The 22,565-nt window shown below is 64.0% G+C and carries 17 protein-coding genes; 15 read left to right on the top strand and 2 right to left on the bottom strand.

Going from position 1 to position 22,565, the window contains the following annotated elements:
* Positions 1 to 7: 7 nt before the first annotated feature.
* Entirely contained in the window at positions 8 to 1,768 is a 1,761-nt protein-coding gene (gene aceF / locus ACX36O_RS06775) for a dihydrolipoyllysine-residue acetyltransferase (protein WP_213360697.1), read from the top strand.
* Between the two features lie 10 nt (positions 1,769 to 1,778).
* Positions 1,779 to 3,641: a dihydrolipoyl dehydrogenase gene (gene lpdA / locus ACX36O_RS06770; RefSeq protein WP_488359537.1), complete on the top strand. Its 1,863-nt coding sequence runs from the start codon at positions 1,779 to 1,781 to the stop codon at positions 3,639 to 3,641.
* Positions 3,642 to 3,776: 135 nt separating this feature from the next.
* Here lpdA (ACX36O_RS06770) and ACX36O_RS06765 read toward each other — a convergent pair whose 3' ends face one another.
* A complete protein-coding gene (locus tag ACX36O_RS06765) occupies positions 3,777 to 4,358 on the bottom strand; it encodes a C40 family peptidase (RefSeq protein WP_213360695.1) in 582 nt (193 codons plus the stop codon).
* A gap of 272 nt (positions 4,359 to 4,630) precedes the next feature.
* Between ACX36O_RS06765 and ACX36O_RS06760 the strand changes: the two genes are divergently transcribed.
* The 9 genes from ACX36O_RS06760 (at position 4,631) to yoaA (ending at position 17,793) form a co-directional block, all read left to right on the top strand.
* Positions 4,631 to 5,233, top strand: a complete 603-nt coding sequence (locus ACX36O_RS06760) for an isochorismatase family protein (protein ID WP_213362678.1) — start codon at positions 4,631 to 4,633, stop codon at positions 5,231 to 5,233.
* Positions 5,234 to 5,340: 107 nt separating this feature from the next.
* On the top strand, positions 5,341 to 7,311 hold the full coding sequence (locus ACX36O_RS06755; protein ID WP_213360694.1) for a propionate--CoA ligase: 1,971 nt from the start codon (positions 5,341 to 5,343) through the stop codon (positions 7,309 to 7,311).
* A 260-nt stretch (positions 7,312 to 7,571) separates the two neighbouring features.
* Positions 7,572 to 10,445 (top strand): 2-oxoglutarate dehydrogenase E1 component, encoded by a 2,874-nt coding sequence (locus ACX36O_RS06750; RefSeq protein ID WP_213360693.1) that lies wholly within the window; start codon positions 7,572 to 7,574, stop codon positions 10,443 to 10,445.
* 51 nt (positions 10,446 to 10,496) lie between these two features.
* A complete protein-coding gene (gene odhB / locus ACX36O_RS06745) occupies positions 10,497 to 11,756 on the top strand; it encodes a 2-oxoglutarate dehydrogenase complex dihydrolipoyllysine-residue succinyltransferase (protein WP_213360692.1) in 1,260 nt (419 codons plus the stop codon).
* A 66-nt stretch (positions 11,757 to 11,822) separates the two neighbouring features.
* Positions 11,823 to 13,250 carry a dihydrolipoyl dehydrogenase gene (gene lpdA, locus ACX36O_RS06740; protein ID WP_213360690.1) on the top strand — a complete coding sequence of 476 codons (1,428 nt, stop codon included), beginning with the start codon at positions 11,823 to 11,825 and terminating at the stop codon, positions 13,248 to 13,250.
* Positions 13,250 to 14,368, top strand: a complete 1,119-nt coding sequence (gene zapE / locus ACX36O_RS06735; protein ID WP_371686249.1) for a cell division protein ZapE — start codon at positions 13,250 to 13,252, stop codon at positions 14,366 to 14,368. Before lpdA (ACX36O_RS06740) ends, zapE begins: the two co-directional genes overlap by 1 nt.
* A 13-nt stretch (positions 14,369 to 14,381) precedes the next feature.
* A complete protein-coding gene (locus tag ACX36O_RS06730) occupies positions 14,382 to 14,915 on the top strand; it encodes a hypothetical protein (protein WP_488359536.1) in 534 nt (177 codons plus the stop codon).
* A 59-nt stretch (positions 14,916 to 14,974) separates the two neighbouring features.
* Positions 14,975 to 15,682 (top strand): enoyl-CoA hydratase-related protein, encoded by a 708-nt coding sequence (locus ACX36O_RS06725; RefSeq protein ID WP_371686251.1) that lies wholly within the window; start codon positions 14,975 to 14,977, stop codon positions 15,680 to 15,682.
* 44 nt (positions 15,683 to 15,726) lie between these two features.
* Positions 15,727 to 17,793: a DNA repair helicase YoaA gene (gene yoaA, locus ACX36O_RS06720; protein WP_488359535.1), complete on the top strand. Its 2,067-nt coding sequence runs from the start codon at positions 15,727 to 15,729 to the stop codon at positions 17,791 to 17,793.
* Here yoaA and ACX36O_RS06715 read toward each other — a convergent pair whose 3' ends face one another.
* Positions 17,794 to 18,612 (bottom strand): outer membrane protein assembly factor BamD, encoded by an 819-nt coding sequence (locus tag ACX36O_RS06715; protein WP_488359534.1) that lies wholly within the window; start codon positions 18,610 to 18,612, stop codon positions 17,794 to 17,796. It abuts the gene before it with no gap.
* A 157-nt stretch (positions 18,613 to 18,769) separates the two neighbouring features.
* Here ACX36O_RS06715 and ACX36O_RS06710 point away from each other — a divergent pair, with 157 nt between their 5' ends.
* The 4 genes from ACX36O_RS06710 to ndk all read left to right on the top strand — a co-directional run bounded on the left by ACX36O_RS06710 (position 18,770) and on the right by ndk (position 22,552).
* Positions 18,770 to 19,846: an RluA family pseudouridine synthase gene (locus ACX36O_RS06710; RefSeq protein WP_488359533.1), complete on the top strand. Its 1,077-nt coding sequence runs from the start codon at positions 18,770 to 18,772 to the stop codon at positions 19,844 to 19,846.
* Positions 19,843 to 20,616, top strand: a complete 774-nt coding sequence (gene scpB / locus ACX36O_RS06705) for an SMC-Scp complex subunit ScpB (RefSeq protein WP_371686255.1) — start codon at positions 19,843 to 19,845, stop codon at positions 20,614 to 20,616. Before ACX36O_RS06710 ends, scpB begins: the two co-directional genes overlap by 4 nt.
* Positions 20,617 to 20,781: 165 nt before the next feature.
* On the top strand, positions 20,782 to 21,987 hold the full coding sequence (locus tag ACX36O_RS06700; protein WP_213362676.1) for a pseudouridine synthase: 1,206 nt from the start codon (positions 20,782 to 20,784) through the stop codon (positions 21,985 to 21,987).
* A gap of 139 nt (positions 21,988 to 22,126) precedes the next feature.
* Positions 22,127 to 22,552, top strand: a complete 426-nt coding sequence (gene ndk / locus ACX36O_RS06695; protein ID WP_091814852.1) for a nucleoside-diphosphate kinase — start codon at positions 22,127 to 22,129, stop codon at positions 22,550 to 22,552.
* The last annotated feature ends 13 nt before the right edge of the window (positions 22,553 to 22,565 follow it).

Raw genomic sequence — 22,565 nt, 5'->3', positions numbered from 1 at the left:
ACAGACTATGGCAACGATCGAAGTCAAGGTGCCGGATATCGGTGATTTTTCCGATGTGGCAGTGATCGAGGTGCTGGTCAAGGCCGGTGACACCGTCAAGGTGGAGCAGAGCCTGATCACGGTGGAGAGCGACAAGGCCTCCATGGAAATTCCCTCCAGCCATGCTGGTGTGGTGAAGGAAGTCAAGGTCAGCCTGGGCGACAAGGTGCGCGAAGGCTCCGTGGTGCTGCTGCTGGAAGCCTCCGATGCAGACGCAGGGCAGGGGGCGGCCGCGCCTTCCCCGGCCAATGCCGAGCCGCCGGTGGGGGGCAGCGAAGTGGTTCCGGGGGCGAGCGAAGCATCTGCCGCAGCACGCGCCGCCGACACGGCCGGCGCCGGCGTGCTGCAACAGCAGGCGCATGCCGCCCCGGGCGGCAGCGTCGAAGTGCGCGTGCCCGATATTGGTGATTTCAAGGATGTCGCCGTCATTGAGCTGTTCGTCAAGCCCGGCGATACCGTCAAGGTCGAGCAGAGCCTGCTCACCGTGGAGAGCGACAAGGCATCGATGGAGATCCCGTCCAGCCACGCTGGTACCGTCAAGGAAGTCAAGGTCAACCTGGGCGACAAGATCAACCAGGGCGACCTGATCGTGATTCTGGGGGCTGCCGCTGGCGCATCCGCGCCGGCTCCGGCCGCTGCACATTCAGAGAGTGCTGCAGCCCCGATGCAAGCCGCAGCCGCTCCTGCACAGGCAGCAGCGCCCTCGGTGCAGACAGCAACGCAGGACGCAGCCCCCAAGGCAGCCGCCCCGGCCGCAGCACATAACCCTGCTGCAGCACCCGCAAGCGGCAAGCTGCCACATGCATCGCCCTCCGTACGCAAGTTCGCGCGCCTGCTGGGCGTGCCGATTGCCGAGGTCAAGGGCACTGGTCCCAAGGGCCGCATCACGCAGGAAGACGTCCAGTCCTTCACCAAGGCCGTCATGTCCGGTGCGCTGCAGACGCAGGCGCAGGCGGCCAAGGCTCCGGCCGGCGGCGGCGTGACCGGTGGCGGCGAACTCAACCTGCTGCCCTGGCCCAAGGTCGATTTCGCCAAGTTCGGCGAAATCGAAACGCAGCCGCTGTCGCGCATCAAGAAGATTTCCGCACAGAACCTGTCGCGCAACTGGGTGATGATCCCCGCGGTTACTTACCACGAGGATGCCGATATCACCGAACTGGAAGCCTTCCGCGTCCAGCTCAACAAAGAGAACGAGAAGGCCGGCATCAAGGTCACCATGCTCGCCTTCCTGATCAAGGCCTGCGTCAAGGCGCTGCAGAAGTTCCCCGAGTTCAACAGCTCGCTGGATGGCGACAACCTGGTGCTGAAGAAGTACTTCAACATCGCCTTTGCCGCCGATACCCCGAATGGTCTGGTGGTACCGGTCATCAAGAACGCCGACCGGAAGTCTGTGTTCGAGATTGCCCAGGAATCCGGCGAACTGGCGAAGAAGGCGCGCGACGGCAAGCTGGGCCCGGCCGACATGCAGGGTGCCTGCTTCACTATCTCCAGCCTGGGCGGCATTGGAGGCACCTACTTTGCGCCCATCGTCAATGCTCCCGAGGTGGCGATTCTGGGCGTCAACAAGAGCGCCATGAAACCGGTGTGGGACGGCAAGCAGTTCGTGCCGCGCCTGACGCTGCCGCTCTCGCTCACGGCCGACCATCGCGTCATCGACGGTGCACTGGCTACCCGTTTCAACGTCTACCTGGCGCAGCTGCTGGCTGATTTCCGCCGCGTGGCACTCTAAGGAGCTGAAGATGAGCGAAGTGCAAGTCAAGGTTCCCGATATCGGCGATTTCGCCGAAGTGGCCGTGATCGAGGTGTTGGTCAAGCCCGGCGACACCATCAAGGTGGAGCAGAGCCTGGTCACTGTCGAAAGCGACAAGGCCTCGATGGAAATCCCGTCCAGCCATGCCGGCGTGGTCAAGTCACTGGCGGTGCAACTGGGCGACAAGGTCAGCGAAGGCTCCGTGCTGCTGACGCTGGAGGTGCAGGAGCAGGGTGCGGCCGCTGCTCCGGCGGCTGGACAGACAGCGGCAGCCACGGCCAGTGCCGTCCCTGCCCAGGCAGGCGGGGCCGCCGGCTCTGCTGCCGCGTCCACGCCAGACGCATCTGCGCCAGCGCCCGCAGCTTCCAGCTACACCGGCCAGGTCGACCAGCAATGCGACGTGCTGGTGCTGGGCGGCGGCCCCGGTGGCTACAGCGCCGCTTTCCGCGCCGCCGATCTGGGCCTGAATGTGGTGCTTGTCGAGCGCTATGCCACCCTGGGCGGCGTCTGCCTGAACGTGGGCTGCATCCCGTCCAAGGCACTGCTGCACGTGGCAGCCGTCATGGACGAAGTCAGCCACATGGCCGACCTCGGCGTGGAATTCGGCAAACCGGTCGTCAACATCGACAAGCTGCGTGGCCACAAGGAAAAAGTCATCGGCAAGCTCAATGGCGGCCTCGCCGCCATGGCCAAGATGCGCAAGGTCACCGTGGTACGCGGCTACGGCGCCTTCGTCAGCCCCAACCATGTGCAGGTCGAGGAAACCACCGGCACCAGCCAGGAAAAGACGGGCAAGATCACCACCATCGGCTTCCAGAAGTGCATCATTGCCGCTGGCAGCCAGGCCGTGCGCCTGCCCTTCATGCCCGAAGATCCGCGCGTGGTCGACAGCACCGGTGCGCTGGCGCTCAAGGAAGTGCCCAAGCGCATGCTGATCCTCGGCGGCGGCATCATCGGCCTGGAAATGGGTACGGTGTACAGCACGCTGGGCGCGCGTCTGGACGTGGTCGAGATGCTGGACGGCCTGATGCAGGGCGCCGACCGCGATCTGGTCAAGGTCTGGCAGAAGATGAACGCCCACCGTTTCGACAACATCATGCTCAAGACCAGGACGGTGGCTGCCAAGGCGACCGAAGCGGGCATCGAGGTGACGTTTGCACCAGCGGAAGAGGGCGGCCAGGCTCCGGCTCCGCAAACCTACGATTTGGTGCTGCAGGCCGTGGGCCGCAGTCCCAACGGCAAGAAGATCGCTGCCGACAAGGCGGGCGTGTCCGTCAGCGACCGCGGCTTCATCTCGGTCGACGTGCAGATGCGCACCAACGTGCCGCATATCTTCGCCATCGGCGACATCGTCGGCCAGCCCATGCTGGCGCACAAGGCGGTGCATGAAGCCCATGTGGCAGCCGAAGTCATTGCAGGGGAACTCAAGGGTGACAAGGATCTGGCAGCCGCCGCCTTCGATGCCCGCGTGATTCCCAGCGTGGCCTACACCGATCCCGAAGTGGCCTGGGTCGGCCTCACCGAGGAGCAGGCCAAGGCACAGGGCATCAAGGTCAGCAAGGGCCTGTTCCCGTGGTCGGCCTCCGGCCGCGCTATCGCCAATGGCCGCGACGAAGGCTTCACCAAGCTGCTGTTCGACGAGGAAACGCACCGCATCGTCGGTGGCGGTATCGTCGGCACGCATGCGGGCGACATGATAGGCGAAATCGCACTGGCGATCGAGATGGGGGCCGATGCGGTCGACATTGGCAAGACCATCCATCCGCATCCCACGCTGGGCGAAAGCATCGGCATGGCAGCGGAAGCCGCGCATGGCAGCTGTACCGACTTGCCGCCGCAGAGGCGCAAGTAAGTACGGAAAGACCTGACAGAAGAAACGCCGGTCGCCCCAGGGCTGCCGGCGTTTTTCATGTCCTGCCGCTCCAGAAACAGGAAAGCGACCACCAGGGTCGCTTTCGTGTGAAGAAACTGTGAAGCCGCCGGGCGATCAGTTGCCCATCTGCGAGGCAATATCGAATGCCGTCTTCGTGGTGATGGTGCCGGCCACGCCTTCGCTGCCCGGAACGCGACGGGCGCCGTTGAAGCGGGAAGACCAATAGCTGCCATCCATGCTTTCCACGCGTACGCGGGCGCCGGAGCGGGGCGCGTGGATGAACTTGCCGTCGCCCACGTAGATGCCCACATGGCTGAAGGCGCGACGCATGGTATTGAAGAACACCAGGTCACCCGGACGCAGCTCGGAGCGGGAGATGCTCTGGGTGGCCGCGGCCTGATCGGCAGCACGACGGGGCAGCACCTGACCCAGCGTCTTTTCATAGGTGGCGCGAACAAAGCCGCTGCAGTCGAAGCCGGATTCGGCCGAGGTGCCGCCATATCGGTACGGCACACCGATGAAGCCCATGGCCGTGCTGACCAGGTCGGACGCGGTATTGCGTACGTTCTGTCCTACGTTCTGGATCTGGGAGCTGATCCTGCGTTCCTGGAGGAAGCTGTCAAGTTCATCGGAGGGGGAAGCATGGGCCACGGAAGCGAACAGACCCACGAACAGGAGGACAGGCAATTTCTTCATGGGAGCGTAGTTTATCGGACATGTAGGTGAAATCCGACACGGATACACAGAGATAACCGACTTTTACCCGCTTTTTTGTATCAAAAGACCATTTTTTCCTGAAACAAGCCTGACAGTACCCTTTTTCGTCAATCCCTTGTCAGGATTTGTGATATATGCCTGCGCTCAAAGTGCGTAGGGGATATCCGCTAGGCCGCATCGGGACGGGCAGGGGAAAAGCAGCCCATAATCCCATGGATACCCCGAATGAACCAGAACAGAAGGACACGCCCATGCTGCTCAACGTCGAAGAATCCCAGCTCGTCCTGGTCGATTACCAGGAACGCCTCATGCCTTTCATCCACGAAGGCGACATGGTGGTGCGCAACGCCGTCCGCCTCGGCAAGATCGCCCGCATGCTGCAAGTCCCCGTCTGGGGCACCGAAGAGAACCCCTCGCGCCTGGGCCCGAATGCGCCCGAGGTGCGCGAGCTGTGCGACAAGACCCTGTCCAAGATGTACTTCAATGCCTGCGAGGATGGCCTGTCCGACGCACTGCGTCCGCCGGCACGGCCGGTTTCGGGCAATGCACGCAGCCTGCCGCGCCACCTGCAGAAGAACATCGACAAGCCGGCCGAGCGCAACACCATCGTGATCGCCGGCTGCGAGGCACATGTCTGCCTGATGCAGACCGCCCTGGGCCTGCTGGAGGACGAGTTCGACGTCTGGGTCGTGACCGACGCCTGCAGTTCCCGCACCGAGCGCAACCGCGATGCCGGCTTCGATCGCCTGGCCACCGCCGGCGCCGAACTGGTGACCACCGAGATGGTGGCCTTCGAATGGATGCGCACTGCCGAGCATCCGCAATTCCGCGATGTGCTGGCCCTCATCAAGTAAGCATTCGGCCGGGTCTAAGGACTAACCCGGTTTCTGCTTTTGCGCGCCCACGAAAGCAGCATTTCTCCTCTGGAGTGTCAGCCGCGCGCAAGAAAAGATGTCACATAATGCTGCAGATAAAAATACGGACACAAGGAGCCCTCATGCAGAGTTACGCAGACTTCCATCAACAGTCTCTGGACAACCGCGACGCCTTCTGGGCAGAGCAGGCCAAGCGCATTGACTGGGAAACCCCGCCCCAGCAGATCTGCGACTACAGCAACCCGCCGTTTGCCCGCTGGTTCGTCGGCGGCAAGACCAACATCTGCCACAACGCGGTGGATCGCCACGCTGCCAAGCGCCCCAACGATGCCGCCCTGATCGCGGTTTCCACCGAAACCAATACCGAAAAGACCTATAGCTTCTCCGAGCTGCAGCGTGAAGTCGAGCGCATGGCCGCCACGCTGCTGGATCTGGGCGTGCAGCAGGGCGATCGCGTGCTGATCTACATGCCGATGATCGCCGAGGCCTGCTTTGCCATGCTGGCCTGCACCCGTATCGGCGCCATTCACTCGGTCGTGTTCGGAGGCTTTGCTTCCGGCTCCCTGTCCACCCGCATCGACGATGCGCAGCCCAAGGTCATCGTGAGTGCAGACGGGGGTTCCCGCGGCGCCAAGCCCGTGCCCTACAAGCCTCTGCTGGACGAAGCCATCAACCTGGCGCAGCACAAGCCGGCCGCCGTGCTGCTCGTCGATCGTGGCCTGACCCCCATGAATCTGGTCGAAGGCCGCGACGTATTGTGGGGTGATCTGCGTGCCAGACACATGGACGCACAGGTGCCTTGCGTCTGGCTCGACTCCACCGCTCCGAGCTACACCCTGTACACCAGCGGCACCACCGGCAAGCCCAAGGGCGTGCAGCGGGACACGGGCGGCTACGCCGTGGCGCTGGCAACCAGCATTCCCTACATCTACGGCGGCCAGCCCGGCGAAACCTTCTTCTCCACCAGCGACATCGGCTGGGTGGTGGGTCACAGCTACATCATCTATGGCCCGCTGCTGGGCGGCATGGCCACCATCATGTACGAAGGCCTGCCCACGCAGGGCTTTGATCACCAGCCCGACGGCGGCATCTGGTGGCGCCTGGTCGACAAGTACAAGGTCAGCGTCATGTTCAGCGCGCCTACGGCCATCCGCGTGCTCAAGAAGCAGGACCCCGCGCACCTCACCAAGCACGATCTCTCCAGCCTCAAGGCCCTGTTCCTGGCCGGTGAGCCGCTGGATGAGCCCACGGCCAAGTGGATTTCCGATGGCCTGAATGGCAAGCCGATCATCGACAACTACTGGCAGACCGAAACCGGCTGGCCTATTCTGGGCATCTCCAACGGCATTGACGGCGTCGAGAAAAACCAGCCGCGCTTCGGCAGCCCGGGCTTTCCCACCTATGGCTACAACGTGCGCCTGGTGGATGAGGCAACCGGCCTGGCCGTCGAGGGCGATGATGCCAAGGGCGTGCTGGTGGTCGAGGGCCCGCTGCCTCCCGGCTGCCTGCAAACCGTGTGGGGCGACGACAAGCGTTTCGTCAGCACCTACTGGAACAAGATGGAAGACGCCGCCACGGGCGAAGGCCGCTGGGTGTACAGCACCTATGACTGGGCGCGCCGTGATGCCGATGGCTACTACTTCATCCTGGGCCGCACCGACGACGTGATCAACGTTGCCGGCCACCGTCTGGGCACGCGCGAGATCGAGGAGAGCATTGCCGCTCACCCCAACGTGGCCGAAGCGGCCGTGGTGGGGGTGGCCGACGACGTCAAGGGCCAGGTGGCTCTCGCCTTCGTCACGGCCAAGTCTTCCGAAGGTCTGGACACGCCCGAAGGCGTCAAGAAAATGGAGCAGGAAATCATGCGCCAGGTCGATGGCGACCTGGGTGCGGTGGCGCGTCCGGCACGCGTCATGATCGTGACGGCCCTGCCCAAGACGCGCAGCGGCAAGCTGCTGCGCCGCGCGCTGCAGGCCGTGGCCGAAGGCCGCGACCCGGGAGACCTGACCACGATTGACGACCCGTCTTCGCTGATGGCCATCAAGAGCATGGTCTGACCCCAGAAAGGCAGGCAGGCTGGCAACAGCCTGCCTTGCGGCCAGCGTCGGATCATGCGCAAAGTAAGCGCGTGGTCAGTCAAACGGTGGCACAATACTCGCCTGACTCGTGAGGTTGCACTCCCCAGTTCGGCGCAACGCGTACGCGTTCCGCACATCCTTCCCAGTCACTGTCGCATCCGCCAACCGGTTCAGCCGTGTCGCGGAAGGTTTTCCCAACCAGCTAATGTGCCCTGCAGGGGCACGGAGGTAAGCGCAAGATGAGCGATTCATCGGTATTCAAAGCCTATCAGTCCAACACGTACCTGTTTGGCGGCAACGCCCCGTACGTGGAGGAAATGTACGAAAACTACCTGGCCAATCCCGGCAGCGTGCCGGACAGCTGGCGCGAGTATTTCGATAACCTGCAGCACCTGCCTGCGGTCGACGGCACCAACAGCCGCGACATTCCGCACATGCCGGTCATCAATGCGTTTGCCGAGCGCGCCAAGCAGGGTGGCACCCAGGTGGTGTTTGCCAACCCTGACGTGGAACTGGGCCGCAAGCGCACCGCCGCGCAGCAGTTGATTGCAGCCTATCGCAACTCCGGCACCCGCTGGGCCGATCTGGATCCGCTCAAGCGCAGCGAGCGTCCCAACATCCCCGAACTGGACCTGGCGTTCTACGATTTCTCCGATTCCGACCTGGAAACGGTGTTCAACACCAGCAATACCTTCTTCGGCAAGGAGCGCATGGCCCTGCGCGACCTGCTGAACGCCCTGCGTGAAACCTACTGCGGCACCATCGGCGCCGAATTCATGCACACCAGCGATTTCAACCAGAAGCGCTGGTGGCAGCAGAAGCTCGAATCCTCCCGCGGCAAGCCGCAGTTCAACACCGAGAAGAAGAAGCGCATCCTCGAGCGCCTGACCGCAGCCGAAGGCCTCGAGCGCTTCCTGCACACCAAGTACGTGGGCCAGAAGCGCTTCTCGCTGGAAGGCGGCGAGAGCTTCATCGTGGCCATGGACGAACTGATCAACCAGGCCGGCGCCAAGGGCGTGCAGGAAATCGTGATCGGCATGGCCCACCGCGGCCGCCTTAACGTGCTGGTCAACACCCTGGGCAAGATGCCGCGCGACCTGTTCGCAGAATTCGACCACACGGCTCCCGAAGACCTGCCCAGCGGCGACGTGAAATACCACCAGGGTTTCAGCTCCGACGTGTCCACCGAAGGTGGTCCGGTGCACCTGAGCCTGGCGTTCAACCCGTCCCACCTCGAAATCGTCAACCCCGTGGTGGAAGGCTCCGTACGCGCCCGCATGGACCGCCGCAAGGATCCCCAGGGCAAGCAGGTGCTGCCGGTGCTGGTGCACGGCGATGCGGCCTTTGCCGGCCAGGGCGTGGTCATGGAAACGCTGGCACTGGCCGAAACGCGTGGCTACCACACCGGTGGTACCGTGCATATCGTCATCAACAACCAGATTGGGTTCACCACTTCCGATCCGCGCGACAGCCGCTCGACGCTGTACTGCACCGACGTGGTCAAGATGATGGACATTCCGGTGCTGCACGTGAACGGCGACGATCCGGAAGCCGTGGCGCTGTGCATGCAGTGGGCCATGGAGTACCGCAGCGAGTTCCGCAAGGACGTGGTGCTGGACATCGTCTGCTACCGCAAACTGGGCCACAACGAGCAGGATACTCCCATGCTCACCCAGCCGCTGATGTACACCAAGATTGCCAAGCATCCCGGCACGCGCAAGCTGTACGCCGACAAGCTGGCTGCGCAGGGCATGGGCGAGACGCTGGGCGACGACATGGTCAAGGCCTACCGCGCTGCCATGGACGAAGGCCGCCACACGGTCGACCCGGTGCTCAGCCACTTCAAGAGCAAGTACGCAGTGGACTGGACGCCGTATCTGGACAAGAAATGGACCGATGCCGGCGACACCGCCATTCCCGTCACGGAATGGAAGCGTCTGGCCGAGCGCATCACCACGGTGCCGGAAAACTTCAACGTGCACCAGCTGGTCAAGAAGGTGCTGGATGACCGCGCGGCCATGGGCCGTGGCGACATCCCGGTGGACTGGGGCATGGGCGAGCACATGGCTTTTGCCTCCCTGTGCGCCAGCGGCTTCCCGGTGCGCCTGTCGGGCGAGGACTGCGGCCGCGGTACCTTCACGCACCGCCACGCCGTGCTGCACGACCAGAAGCGCGAGAAGTTCGACGAGGGCATCTACATCCCGCTGCAGAACATTTCCGAGAACCAGGCTCCGTTCGTCGTGATCGACTCCATCCTGTCCGAAGAGGCGGTGCTGGGCTTCGAATACGGCTACGCTTCCAACGACCCGCAGTCGCTGGTGATCTGGGAAGCCCAGTTCGGCGACTTCGCCAACGGTGCCCAGGTGGTGATCGACCAGTTCATCGCTTCCGGTGAAGTGAAGTGGGGCCGCATCAACGGCATCACGCTGATGCTGCCGCACGGCTACGAAGGCCAGGGTCCCGAGCACAGCTCGGCCCGTCTGGAACGCTTCATGCAGCTGGCCGCAGACGCCAACATGCAGATCGTGCAGCCGACCACGGCCAGCCAGATCTTCCACGTGCTGCGTCGCCAGATGGTGCGCAATCTGCGCAAGCCGCTGATCATCATGACGCCCAAGTCGCTGCTGCGCAACAAGGATGCCACTTCTCCGTTGTCCGAGTTCACCAAGGGCGGCTTCCAGACCGTCATCCCCGAGCAGAACGCCGACGTGCAGAACAAGGCCGACAAGGTCAAGCGCGTGCTGGTGTGCTCCGGCAAGGTGTACTACGACCTGGTCAAGAAGCGTGAAGAGCGCAAGGACAACGACGTCGCCATCCTGCGTGTGGAACAGCTCTATCCGTTCCCGCACAAGGCTTTCTCGACAGAACTCAAGAAGTACCCCAACTGCCAGGAAGTGGTGTGGTGCCAGGACGAGCCGCAGAACCAGGGTGCCTGGTTCTTCGTGCAGCACTCGATTTTCGAGAACATGGCTCCCGGCCAGAAGCTGGGCTACTCCGGTCGTGCTGCCTCTGCCTCCCCGGCAGTGGGTTATGCGCACCTGCACCAGGACCAGCAGAAATCGCTGGTCGAAGGTGCCTTCGCCCGCCTGAAAGGCTTCGTGCTGACCCGCTGATGGGCCCGCCGCTGGTAATTACTTCAAAGATTCAAGAGAAAGAACAAAATCATGGCTATCGTAGATGTCAAAGTTCCGCAGCTGTCCGAATCCGTTGCCGAGGCAACGATGCTGCAGTGGAAGAAAAAACCCGGCGAGGCCGTCGCCGTTGATGAAATCCTGATCGAGATCGAGACCGACAAGGTCGTGCTCGAGGTGCCTGCGCCCGCTGGCGGTGTGCTGGCCGAGATCATCGAGCAGGACGGTGCCACGGTCACTGCCGAACAGCTGATCGCCCGCATCGATACCGAAGGCGTGGCGGGCGCCGCTCCGGCGGCTGCAGCCCCCGCGGCCGCTGCTCCGGCAGCCCCGGCTGCAGCGCCTGCGGCTCCGGCTGCCACCGGCGGCAGCATGGCCGGCGTGGCCATGCCCGCAGCAGCCAAGCTGATGGCTGACAACAACTTGGCCGCTGGCTCCGTGCCGGGTACCGGCAAGGATGGCCGCGTGACCAAGGGCGACGTGCTGGGTGCCGTTGCCGGTGGTGCCAAGGCGGCTCCGGCTGCCGTCATTCCCACGGGCGTGCCGACTTCCGCGCTGCCGCAGGCTGCCGCTCCCGCTCCCAATCTGGGCGACCGTCCGGAACAGCGCGTGCCGATGACCCGCCTGCGTGCACGCGTGGCCGAGCGTCTGCTGCAGTCCCAGTCCACCAACGCCATCCTGACCACCTTCAACGAGGTGAACATGGCGCCCGTGATGGAAATGCGCAAGAAGTTCCAGGAGAAGTTCGAGAAGGAACACGGCGTCAAGCTGGGTTTCATGAGCTTCTTCGTCAAGGCTGCGGTGGCCGCGCTGAAGAAGTACCCGGTGCTGAATGCCTCCGTGGACGGTAACGACATCGTCTACCACGGCTACTTCGACATCGGTATCGCCGTGGGCAGCCCGCGCGGTCTGGTGGTGCCGATCATCCGCAATGCGGACCAGATGAGCTTCGCCGACATCGAGAAGAAAATCGCCGAGTTCGGCACCAAGGCCAAGGACGGCAAGCTGGGCATCGAAGAGATGACCGGCGGTACCTTCTCCATCTCCAACGGTGGCGTGTTCGGTTCCATGATGTCGACCCCGATCATCAACCCGCCGCAGTCCGCCATTCTGGGCGTGCACGCCACCAAGGACCGTGCCGTCGTCGAGAACGGCCAGATCGTGGTGCGTCCGATGAACTATCTGGCCATGTCCTATGACCACCGCATCATCGACGGCCGCGAAGCCGTGCTGGGTCTGGTCACCATGAAGGAAGCGCTGGAAGATCCGGCTCGCCTGCTGTTCGACATCTAAGCCATTGCATGGCATCAAACGGGTGGCACTGCCGCCCGTTTTTGTAATTGATCAAAGGATTTCATCATGTCCCAACAATTCGACGTCGTCGTCATCGGTGCCGGCCCCGGCGGTTACATTGCAGCCATCCGCGCGGCCCAACTCGGCAAGAAGGTGGCCTGTATCGACGAATGGAAAAACGCCAAGGGCGGTGCTGCCCCCGGCGGCACCTGCACCAACGTGGGCTGCATCCCGTCCAAGGCGCTGCTGCAGAGCTCCGAGCATTACGAGCATGCCGCGCACCACTTCGCCGACCACGGCATCTCCGTCAAGGGCCTGTCCATGGACGTGGCCAAGATGATTGCCCGCAAGGACGAGGTGGTCAAGCAGAACAACGACGGCATCCTGTACCTGTTCAAGAAGAACAAGGTCACCTTCTTCCACGGCCGCGGCTCCTTCGTGAAGGCCGTCGAGGGTGGCTACGAAGTCAAGGTCTCCGGCGAGAAGGAAGAGGTCATCACCGGTCAGCACGTGATCGTGGCCACCGGCTCCAACGCCCGTCCGCTGCCGCAGGCTCCGTTCGATGAAGAGAACATCCTGTCCAACGACGGCGCGCTGCGCATCGGCGCCGCTCCCAAGAAGCTGGCCGTGATCGGTTCCGGCGTGATCGGCCTGGAAATGGGTTCCGTGTGGCGCCGCCTGGGTGCCGACGTGACGATCCTCGAAGGCCTGCCCACGTTCCTGGGCGCAGTCGACGAGCAGATCGCCAAGGAGGCCAAGAAGGCCTTTGACAAGCAGGGCCTGAAAATCGAGCTGGGCGTGCAGGTCGGTGACATCACCACCGGCAAGAAGGGCGTGAGCATCGCCTACAAGAACGCCAAGGGCGAAGACCAGAAGCTGGAAGCCGACAAGCTGATCGTGTCGATCGGCCGCGTGCCCAATACCAACGGTCTGAACCCCGAAGCCGTGGGCCTGCAGCTGGACGAGCGCGGTGCCATCGTCGTGGACGGTGACTGTAAATCAAATTTGCCCAATGTGTGGGCAGTGGGTGATGTGGTGCGTGGCCCCATGCTGGCGCACAAGGCAGAGGAAGAGGGCGTTGCCGTGGCCGAGCGCATTGCCGGCCAGCACGGTCACGTCGACTTCGCTCTGGTGCCTTGGGTCATCTACACCAGCCCCGAAATCGCCTGGGTCGGCCGTACCGAGCAGCAGCTCAAGGCCGACGGCGTGGCCTACAAGGCCGGCACCTTCCCGTTCATGGCCAACGGCCGTGCGCGTGCGCTGGGTGATACCACCGGCATGGTGAAGTTCCTGGCCGATGCCACCACCGATGAAATCCTGGGCGTGCACATCGTCGGCCCGATGGCTTCCGAACTGATCGCCGAGGCCTGCGTCGCCATGGCCTTCCGCGCCAGCAGCGAAGACATCGCCCGCATCTGCCATGCTCACCCGAGCCTGAGCGAATCCACCAAGGAAGCGGCGCTGGCCGTCGACAAGCGCACGCTGAACTTCTGATGACCGCTGCGTTGAAGGACGGACCAGTCGCGCGCGTGTACCAGCGGGAGCTGGCCGCGCGCGGCTTCCAGAGTGATCCGGCACAGCTCCGCGCCATTGCGGCGCTGGAGCGCTGTGCCCATGAATGGGCCCATTACAAGAGCAAGCGTTCGAGCAAGCTCAAGAAGATGTTCAACAACCCGCCGATTCCGCGCGGGGTGTACATGTATGGCGGCGTGGGGCGCGGCAAGAGCTTCCTGATGGACTGCTTCTTCGAGGCCGTGCCGATCAAGCGCAAGACGCGCCTGCATTTCCACGAATTCATGCGCGAGGTGCATCGCGAACTCGGCAAGCTGCAGGGCACCGAGAACCCGCTGGACGCACTCGGCAAGCAGATGGCCAGGCGCTTCAAGCTGATCTGCTTCGACGAATTCCATGTGGCGGACGTGACCGATGCCATGATCCTGCACCGCCTGCTGGTGGCGCTGTTCGAGAATGGCGTGGGCTTTGTCACCACCTCCAACTTCAGGCCGGACGACCTTTATCCGAACGGTCTGCACCGCGACCGCATCCTGCCCGCCATTGCCTTGCTGAACGAGCGGCTGGAAGTGCTGAACGTGGACAACGGTACCGACTACCGCCAGCGTACGCTGGAAAAGCTGCACCTGTATCTCACGCCGCTCACGCCCGAGACGGATGCCGAACTTGACGCAGCGTTCGACAAGCTGGTGACCGGCAAGGACGAGGAGCCGGTTTTCCATCTGGCTTCGCGCCAGATCCAGGCACGCCGCCGCTCCGGTGACGTGATCTGGTTCGACTTCCGCGAACTGTGCGGCAAGCCCTGCTCGCAGAACGACTACCTCGAGATCGCGACCGAGTTCCATACCGTGGTGCTGTCGGGCGTGCCCGAGATGAACGAAAGCATGGCCTCGATTGCACGCCGTTTCACCTTGCTGGTAGACGTGCTGTACGATAGGCGGGTAAAACTCGTGATCTCCGCGGCCGTGCCGCCGGCGCAGCTCTACACCAAGGGCATGCTGGCGCATGAATTCGTGCGCACCGTATCCCGTCTGGAAGAAATGCAGTCGGCCGAATACCTCGCGCTCGAGCACCGTGCGGTAGATATCACCCTGACCTGAGGCATTTTCCTGCATGCATTGTTTTCGGCATATCCCGGCCCGGTCCTGCCTGGCAGCATTCGGGCTGGTTGCGCTGGCCTTTCTCGCTGGCTGTACGCCGCCCAAGCTGCCGAGCTTGCAGCCGACGGTGGAAGAGGTTCCCTTCCTCGGCCAGCAACTGACCCAGGAGCAGATCGCCGAATGGCGTGACAAGGTGGCGCAGCGCCGCCAGGCCATCGAAGCCCGCCATGCGGCCGAGAAGGTGGAGTGCTACCAGCGCTTTTTCGTGAACCGCTGCATTGCCGAGAGCCGAAGCACCTATCGTATGGAGGCGAGCGTGCTGCGCAAGCAGGATCTGGAGCTCAATCGCCAGGAGCGGCTGCTCAAGGAAATCGACCGTCAGTTGCGCATCCAGCAGAACGCGCAGGATGCAGCGGCGGCGGCGGCCGCGGTAACGGCCGTACCTGCATCCGCTCCCGCCCCCATTGGCGCGGCTGTTGCACCGGCACGAACTTCTGCTTCTGCCGCAGCTCCCGCTGGTACGCGCTCACCCGCGCCGGCAAAATAACAGGCGGCCCGTCCTTTGCAGAGGCAAAATCCCCTCAGATCCACCATCCTGCCTGCCCCATGGCCGATATCACGACCCACTATCAGGACCACACGCTGCTGATCCGGATCAGCGACACCCTCCATGCGCCTTCGGCGGGAGAGCTTTTCGTCAACCTGGTCGAGATCCTGAGCGAGGCAGAGCGCAGCGAGGAGGTGCGCAGCATCGTGCTGACAGGCCATCAGGGATTTCTGCGCTCGCTGGCATTGCCTTCCGGTTTGCCGGCGCAGGAGGCGCAGGCCTGGGTCGAGGGATGGCATACCGTCCTCGAAACGGTGGATACCGGCACCCGGCCGGTGGTGGCAGCGCTTGAGGGCGAGGTGTCTGCCATGGGCTTTGCCCTGGCACTGGCCTGCGAGCGCGTGGTGGTGAGCCGCTCCATGCGTCTGGTGCAGGAGCCGGGGCAGCATGGCCTGGGTTCCGGTCTGAGCTGGTTTCTGGGCCAGCACCTGCCGCAATCGCTGGCCAGCCAGTTGCTGTTGGGCAGCGCGGCACGTATCCAGCCGGAGCAGTTGCTGCAGGCAGGCCTGATCGGCATGCTGGTGGGGCAGGGCGAGGCTCTGGATCATGCGCTGGCGGATGCTGCACACCTCAACCGCCATGCCGCACACACCGTGCAACTGGCGCGCGAGTTGCTGCGGCAGGCGCCGCTGCAGTCGCTGCATGCCCAGCTGGAAGCCGAGCGCCAGCTGTTGTGGAAGCTGCAGCGCCAGTCTCCGATCAGTTGATGTCCAGTCTTCAGGATCAGGTTCATCACGAGCCTCCTCAGACAGTGCCGGCGAGCGCACTGGAGCAGCAAGTCATCGAGTTTTTCGCGCCTGGCGGCGCGCTGGCCCAGCACGATCCCTACTACCGCGAACGCAGCGGCCAGTTGCGCATGGCGCTGGCGGTGGCGCGCGCGATTGCCGGGCATGATGCCCTGGTGGTCGAGGCGGGAACCGGCGTCGGCAAGACCTTTGCCTATCTGGTTCCCGCGCTGCTGGCCGGCGAACGCGTGCTGGTATCCACGGCGACCAAGACCCTGCAGGACCAGCTGTTCACCCGCGATCTGCCGTATCTGGCCAATCTGCTCGGACTGCCCTTGCGCCTGGCCTTGCTGAAAGGGCGGGGCAGCTATCTATGCCTGCACCGGTTGCAGCAGGCGCGGCACAGCGTGCTGCGTTCGGACGGCGTCCTGCTGCACACCATCAGCCGCATCGAGCGTTTCGCCCAGGTCACGCGCACGGGCGACCTGTCCGAACTGGAAGGGCTGGATGAGCGTTCTCCAGCCATTCCGCTGGTTACCTCCACCCGCGAAAACTGCCTGGGCAGCTCCTGCGAGCACTTCCGGCAATGCCATGTCAACGTGGCGCGGCGCGAGGCTCTGGCAGCGGACGTGGTGGTGGTCAACCACCATCTGTTCTTCGCCGATCTGGCGGTGCGTGAATCGGGCATGGCCGAGTTGCTGCCGTCCGTGCATACGGTGATCTTTGACGAGGCGCACCAACTCAACGAAATTGGCACGCAGTTCATGGGCATGCAGCTGGGCAGCAGCCATTTGCTGGACCTGTGCCGCGACATGCTCGCCACCGGCATGCAGTCGGCGCGCGGGCTGGCGGACTGGCAGACGCTGGCGCGCCAGCTGGAGCATGCGGTGCGCGAACTGCGCCTGGTGGTGGGGCAACGGCCCGCCGGCACCAAGCTGCGCTGGACCGAGCCGGTGCCCGACACCCTGAATCCGGACGAGTGGCCGGGCGCCTTGCGTGCAGTACGTGCGGCGCTGGAGGATGCCGCTGCATCGCTGGACATGATGTCGGAGCTGGGTCCGGACTTCGTGCGCCTGCACCAGCGCGCCACGTCCATGCAGGAGCGCATCGACCTGTTCCAGCAACCCTGCCCGCCGGACGCGGTGCGCTGGGTGGATGTGTCAGCCCAGTTGCGTCTGGTGCAATCGCCGCTGGATATTGCAGAAACGGTGCGTACGCGGATGCTGAAACGGGGCGCCAGCATCAAGCAGGATTCAGCCTGGGACGAAGTTGAAAAAAATCATGAAGAATTGCCAGTAAGACAGGATAGGGCCTGGATTTTTACCTCTGCAACCCTGGGTGACGAGCCTCAGTTGCGCTGGTTTACCGAGCCTTGCGGCATGGGCGATGTCGCCACGCTGCAGGTCGAAAGTCCGTTCGCCTATGCCACGCATGCCGGGGTGCATGTGCCCGGCGATTTTCCCTTGCCGAATGCGCCGGATCACCCGGCCGCCGTGGCAGGGCTGGTTGCCGACGCTGCCGGCCAGCTCGGTGGTCGCACCCTGGTGCTCACCACTACCTTGCGCAGTCTGCGCCTGATTGGCGAAGCCCTGCGTCGCCATTTCGAATGCAGGGACAGCATCGAGGTGCTGGTGCAGGGCGAATCCACCAAGCGCCGTCTGATCGAGCGCTTCCGCCAGGGGGATGACGAGGGCAGGCTGCCTGGTTGTATCCTGGTGGCTTCGGCCTCGTTCTGGGAAGGGGTGGACGTGCCGGGCGATGGCCTGCAACTGGTGGTGATCGACAAGCTGCCATTTCCGCCGCCGCAGGATCCGCTGGTGGAGGCGCGATCGCGCCGGCTGGAGCTGGAGGGGCGCAGCCCGTTCCGCGATTATTTCCTGCCCGAAACCGCCGTCATGCTCAAGCAGGGGGCAGGGCGCCTGATCCGGCGCGAGAACGATACGGGCGTACTGGTGGTGTGCGACCGGCGTCTGCTGCAGATGAGTTACGGCAAGCGCCTGCTCAAGGCCTTGCCGCCGATGCGCCTGCTGGCCAGCAGGGCGGAGCTGGATGCCGTGCTGCAGGAACTGGCCTGCAGGCACGGCCAGGACTGATTACCAGAGCTTCCAGAAGGACTTGCGCTCGGCCTTGTAGCCCTTCTCGAGGTAGCGGCTCTCGGGGAAGTTCTGCGCCAGCACGCGCTGGGCATCGTCACGCGGCTGCTCCAGGCCGAGGCGGTCGTAGGAGCTCATCAGGATGGCCAGTGCTTCTTCCTGGGCCGGCGTGCCCTGGTAGTTGCTGATGGTGGATTGCGCACGGTTGATGGCGGCCACATAGGCGCCGCGCTTGAAGTAGTAGGAGGCAATCGCCACCTCCGACTTGGCCATGGCGTTGACGATGTAGGTCATGCGCTTGCGGGCATCGGCCGCATAGCGGGAATCCGGGAAGCGCGTGACCAGCTCGCGGAAGGCCTCGAAGGAGTCCTTGGCGGCCTGCATGTCGCGCTCGGCCAGATCCTGCGTGCTCAGGAAGGTCAGCCAGCCTTCCTTGTTGTTGAAGTTGACCACACCCTTCATGTAAATGGCGTAATCGAGTGCCGGGCTGGAGGGGTTGAGGCGGATGAAACGGTCCAGCGTGGCACTGGCCTCGGCGATGTCGCCGTTCTGGAACTGGGCGTAGGCCTTTTCCAGCTGGGCCTGCTGTGCCAAGGGGGTGCCGGCGGCGCGGCCTTCGAGCACGTCGTACAGGGGGATGGCCTGCTCGAAGCCGCCCGAGTTGCTCTCGCTGCGGGCTTCGCTGTAGATCTTGTTGGGGCTCCAGCTGGAGGTTTTTTCCTGCAGCGTGGGCGGTGCGGAGCATGCGGACAGCAGCACTGCCATGCAGCCGGCGAGCAGGGCCGGGCTGTAAACGCGGGATAATGGACCGGTACGCATTGTTTTTTGCATGGAATAGGGCTCTGTGGCAGTCAAGTACTCGAAAGATTATAGCCAGCTCCCTGTCACTGCTAAGCCATGAATTTGCAAGCGTTTGCGGCACTGCTCCGGCACGGTTCGGCAGCTTGCCGGCGAGCGCGCTGTGCGGGCGGATTCCATGCCCGGAGGACCCATTCCCTTGCTTCCCCATTCCCCTGAAATAGCCGATGACGCCCTGTTGCCCGATGCCGCGGCGGCCGATGAGTCCGCGCTCGAGGCCGACGATGAAACCCGTGAGCTGATGGTCGACGCGGCCGGCAACGGCCAGCGGCTGGACCGCTTTCTGGCCGGTGCTGTTGCCGAGTTTTCGCGCAGCTATCTGCAGCAACTGATCGAGGCAGGCCTGCTGACCCGCAATGGCCAGCCCTGCAGCAAGGCAGCGACCAAGCTGCGGGCGGGCGACCGGCTGGCGCTGGTGCTGCGCGCCACGGCACAGTCGCAGGCCTTTGTGGCGCAGGAAATTCCGCTCGACATCGTCCATGAAGACGCGCATCTGGTCATCATCAACAAGCCGGCAGGCATGGTGGTGCATCCGGCGGCCGGCAACTGGAGTGGTACCTTGCTCAATGCCTTGCTGCACCGCTATGCCGAGGCGGCACAGGTGCCGCGCGCGGGCATCGTGCACCGGCTCGACAAGGACACAAGCGGGTTGATGGTGGTAGCCCGCGACCGCAGCACGATGGACCAGCTGGTGCAGCAGATTGCGGCACGCGAAGTCGGGCGCGAATACTGGGCGATAGGCCAGGGGCACTGGAAACGCGTGTCGGAGCAGGCCTGCAGCGTCGATGCCGCCATCGGCCGCGATCCGCGCAACCGGCTGCGCATGGCTGTGGTGGATCTGGCGCACCAGTCCGGCAAGACCGCGCGTACCGACATCACGCTCGTCGGCAACAGCACCACCGGCGGCGCACCGGCCTGCTGGGTGCAGTGCAAGCTGCACACCGGGCGTACACACCAGATCCGCGTGCACATGCAGCATCTGGGGCATCCGCTGCTGGGCGATGCCACCTATGGCGGTGCGCAGGCCTGGGGCATGCAGCGTCAGGCCTTGCATGCCTTCCGGCTTTCGCTGCGGCATCCCGTTACGGGGCAGCCCTTACAATGCGTGGCGCCGCTGCCTGCCGACATGCACGATGCCCTGCAGGCCATGGGGCTGCCGCCGCAGGCGCCTGCATTCTTTCCTGTCCAGCCATGAACTCCGCGCAAGCCAAACGCATCCTCGAGACCGCCTTGATCTGCGCACAGCAGCCCCTGACGCTGCGCGACATGCGCACGCTGTTCGAGGACGCGCTGGGCGCCGATACGCTGCGCCAGCTGCTGCACGAGCTGGCGCAGGAGTGGGAGCAGAAGGGCGTGGAACTGGTGTGCGTCTCGAGCGGCTGGCGTTTCCAGAGCCGACCGGAAATGCGCCCCTTTCTCGATCGCCTGCACCCGGAAAAGCCGCCACGCTACACGCGCGCCACGCTGGAAACACTGGCCATCATTGCCTATCGCCAGCCGGTAACGCGCGGCGATATCGAGGATATCCGCGGTGTGACGGTCAACTCGCAACTGATCAAGCAACTGGAAGACCGCGGCTGGGTCGAAACCATCGGCTACCGTGAAACGGCCGGCCGTCCCGGCCTGCTCGCCACCACGCGCCAGTTTCTGGACGACCTGGGTCTCGCCTCGCTGGACCAGCTCCCCGCGCTCGAGGATATTGACCAGGGCGCCGTGTTTTCCCAACTCGAATCTCTGGAAACCCCGTTGCCGCTCGAAGAGCCAGCTGCCACCGAGACAGCCGAATCCATCCCCGCTGTGGCGGCCACGCCAACCGGGGCTGCATCGGAAACCCCGGCAGTTGCCCCGCAGCCCGATGCAGGCGACAATACGCCATCGCACCATTCAGCAGTTCCGACGCCGGACGGCATGCCCGTCGCGTCTGATTCTCCCGATTCCGGGACGACTGGCTCCGGGCCGGTCTGATACGTTTTTCCTGCAGCTTCCTGCCAGACTTCGTACTTCTATCTCGGGCCTTGCCCATACTTTCTGCATGACCCGGCCGGATTTTCCGTGCCTTGCCAGTCCTGTTTTTCATCGACCGTCCACGCGGCCCATGCCCGTGCAGACCTGTTTTCCCTTGCCATGACCATGACCTCCAGTTCTTCGCAACATCCCGATCCGCAACCGAAGGAGGAGGGCGATCACGTTCCGGCTCCATCCGGCAAGACATCCGGGCAACCTGAAGACCTGTTCGCCGCCGTCGTCTCCGGCGAGTTTGACAGCGGCGATGAAGGCGAGGCCGAACGCCCCGCCAAGCGCGTGCTGCTGCCCCAGCCCGACGCTCCCAAGCTGCACAAGGTGCTGGCCCAGGCCGGCCTGGGTTCGCGCCTGGAAATGGAGCAGCTGATCACCGAAGGCCGCATCTCCGTCAACAACGAGCCGGCCCACGTCGGCCAGCGCATCCAGTTCGGCGACGTCGTCAAGATCAACGGCAAACCGATCCGCTTGCGCATTGCGCCCCCGCCGCCGCGCGTGATCGCCTACCACAAGCCGGTGGGCGAACTGGTCACGCACGACGATCCGCAGAACCGTCCCACGGTGTTCCGCAAGCTGCCGCGCCTGCCGCAGGGCAAGTGGCAATCGGTCGGCCGTCTGGACCTGAACACCGAAGGCCTGCTGCTGATCACCAGTTCCGGCGAGTTGGCCAACCAGCTGATGCACCCGCGTTTCGGCCTGCAGCGCGAGTACGCCGTGCGCGTGCTTGGTGCCCTGACCGACGAAGAAAAGCAGACCCTGCTCGACGGCGTGCAGCTGGAAGACGGCATGGCGCAGTTCGGCAGCATCGAGGAAGGTGGCGGTGAAGGCGCCAACTGCTGGTACCGCGTGACCATCTCCGAAGGCCGCAACCGCGAGGTGCGCCGCATGTTCGAGGCCGTTGGCCACGCGGTGAGCCGCCTGATCCGTATCCGCTACGGCGCCATGGCTCTGCCGCGCAATCTGCGCCGCGGCCACTGGATCGAGCTGGGCGATCGCGACATCAAGGCCCTGATGGCCATGGTGGGCATGAAGGACCCCGGCCGGGCGATTCAGGAACGCCAGGAAGTGCAGACGCGCCGCCGCAGTCCCGACCGGGGCGGTGCCGGCAAGAAGCGCCCCTCGCTGCCAGCCGGGCCTGCGCGTGCCAGCGCGCCGCGCCGCAGCCCGCGTTCTTCCACGCAACAGCAGCAGCCCGATCCGATGCAGACGTCTTTCGGCTACATGGATGGCCGCGGCGCCAGCCGTGGCGGCAAGGGTGGCGGTGGCCGCAGCGCTCCCGGCGGCTGGATGGGCCAAGGCAGCAAGCGCCGCAAGTAATCCCCAATCCGTGGCGCAAGTCCCGTGCTTTGGCTCTTGCGCGCGCTAAAATGCAATGTTTGCAGATGCAGGGTGGCAGAAGCCGCCGTGCCCGCGCAAATCCCATACGAATCCTCATAACCGACCCACAGGAAATACCATGGCAATCGAACGCACGCTCTCCATCATCAAGCCCGACGCAGTGGCCAAAAACGTCATCGGCCAGATCTACGCCCGCTTCGAAGGCGCCGGCCTGAAGGTCATCGCTGCCAAGATGGCCCACCTGTCCCGCGGCGAAGCCGAGCAGTTCTACGCCGTGCACAAGGAGCGTCCCTTCTTCAAGGATCTGGTGGATTTCATGGTCTCCGGCCCCGTCATGATCCAGGTGCTGGAAGGCGAAGGCGCCATTGCCAAGAACCGTGAGCTGATGGGCGCTACCGATCCCAAGAAGGCCGACAAGGGCACCATCCGCGCCGACTTCGCCGACAGCATCGACGCTAACGCCGTGCACGGCTCCGACGCCCCCGAAACCGCTGCCGTGGAAGTGTCCTTCTTCTTCCCGGGCATGAACGTCTACTCCCGTTAATCCGGAGTTTGTA

The sequence above is a fragment of the Brachymonas sp. KE5 genome, from assembly GCF_057773645.1.
This window is presented reverse-complemented; position numbering and strand designations above follow the sequence as displayed.

Coding starts and splice junctions, on each gene's coding strand:
- aceF (WP_213360697.1), top strand. CDS start 8: ATGGCAACGATCGAAGTCAAGGTGCCGGATATCGGTGATTTTTCCGAT.
- lpdA (WP_213360690.1), top strand. CDS start 11,823: ATGTCCCAACAATTCGACGTCGTCGTCATCGGTGCCGGCCCCGGCGGT.
- odhB (WP_213360692.1), top strand. CDS start 10,497: ATGGCTATCGTAGATGTCAAAGTTCCGCAGCTGTCCGAATCCGTTGCC.
- zapE (WP_371686249.1), top strand. CDS start 13,250: ATGACCGCTGCGTTGAAGGACGGACCAGTCGCGCGCGTGTACCAGCGG.
- ACX36O_RS06730 (WP_488359536.1), top strand. CDS start 14,382: ATGCATTGTTTTCGGCATATCCCGGCCCGGTCCTGCCTGGCAGCATTC.
- ACX36O_RS06725 (WP_371686251.1), top strand. CDS start 14,975: ATGGCCGATATCACGACCCACTATCAGGACCACACGCTGCTGATCCGG.
- ACX36O_RS06750 (WP_213360693.1), top strand. CDS start 7,572: ATGAGCGATTCATCGGTATTCAAAGCCTATCAGTCCAACACGTACCTG.
- ndk (WP_091814852.1), top strand. CDS start 22,127: ATGGCAATCGAACGCACGCTCTCCATCATCAAGCCCGACGCAGTGGCC.
- ACX36O_RS06700 (WP_213362676.1), top strand. CDS start 20,782: ATGACCTCCAGTTCTTCGCAACATCCCGATCCGCAACCGAAGGAGGAG.
- ACX36O_RS06760 (WP_213362678.1), top strand. CDS start 4,631: ATGCTGCTCAACGTCGAAGAATCCCAGCTCGTCCTGGTCGATTACCAG.
- ACX36O_RS06765 (WP_213360695.1), bottom strand. CDS start 4,358: ATGAAGAAATTGCCTGTCCTCCTGTTCGTGGGTCTGTTCGCTTCCGTG.
- lpdA (WP_488359537.1), top strand. CDS start 1,779: ATGAGCGAAGTGCAAGTCAAGGTTCCCGATATCGGCGATTTCGCCGAA.
- scpB (WP_371686255.1), top strand. CDS start 19,843: ATGAACTCCGCGCAAGCCAAACGCATCCTCGAGACCGCCTTGATCTGC.
- ACX36O_RS06755 (WP_213360694.1), top strand. CDS start 5,341: ATGCTGCAGATAAAAATACGGACACAAGGAGCCCTCATGCAGAGTTAC.
- ACX36O_RS06710 (WP_488359533.1), top strand. CDS start 18,770: ATGCCCGGAGGACCCATTCCCTTGCTTCCCCATTCCCCTGAAATAGCC.
- ACX36O_RS06715 (WP_488359534.1), bottom strand. CDS start 18,612: ATGCGTACCGGTCCATTATCCCGCGTTTACAGCCCGGCCCTGCTCGCC.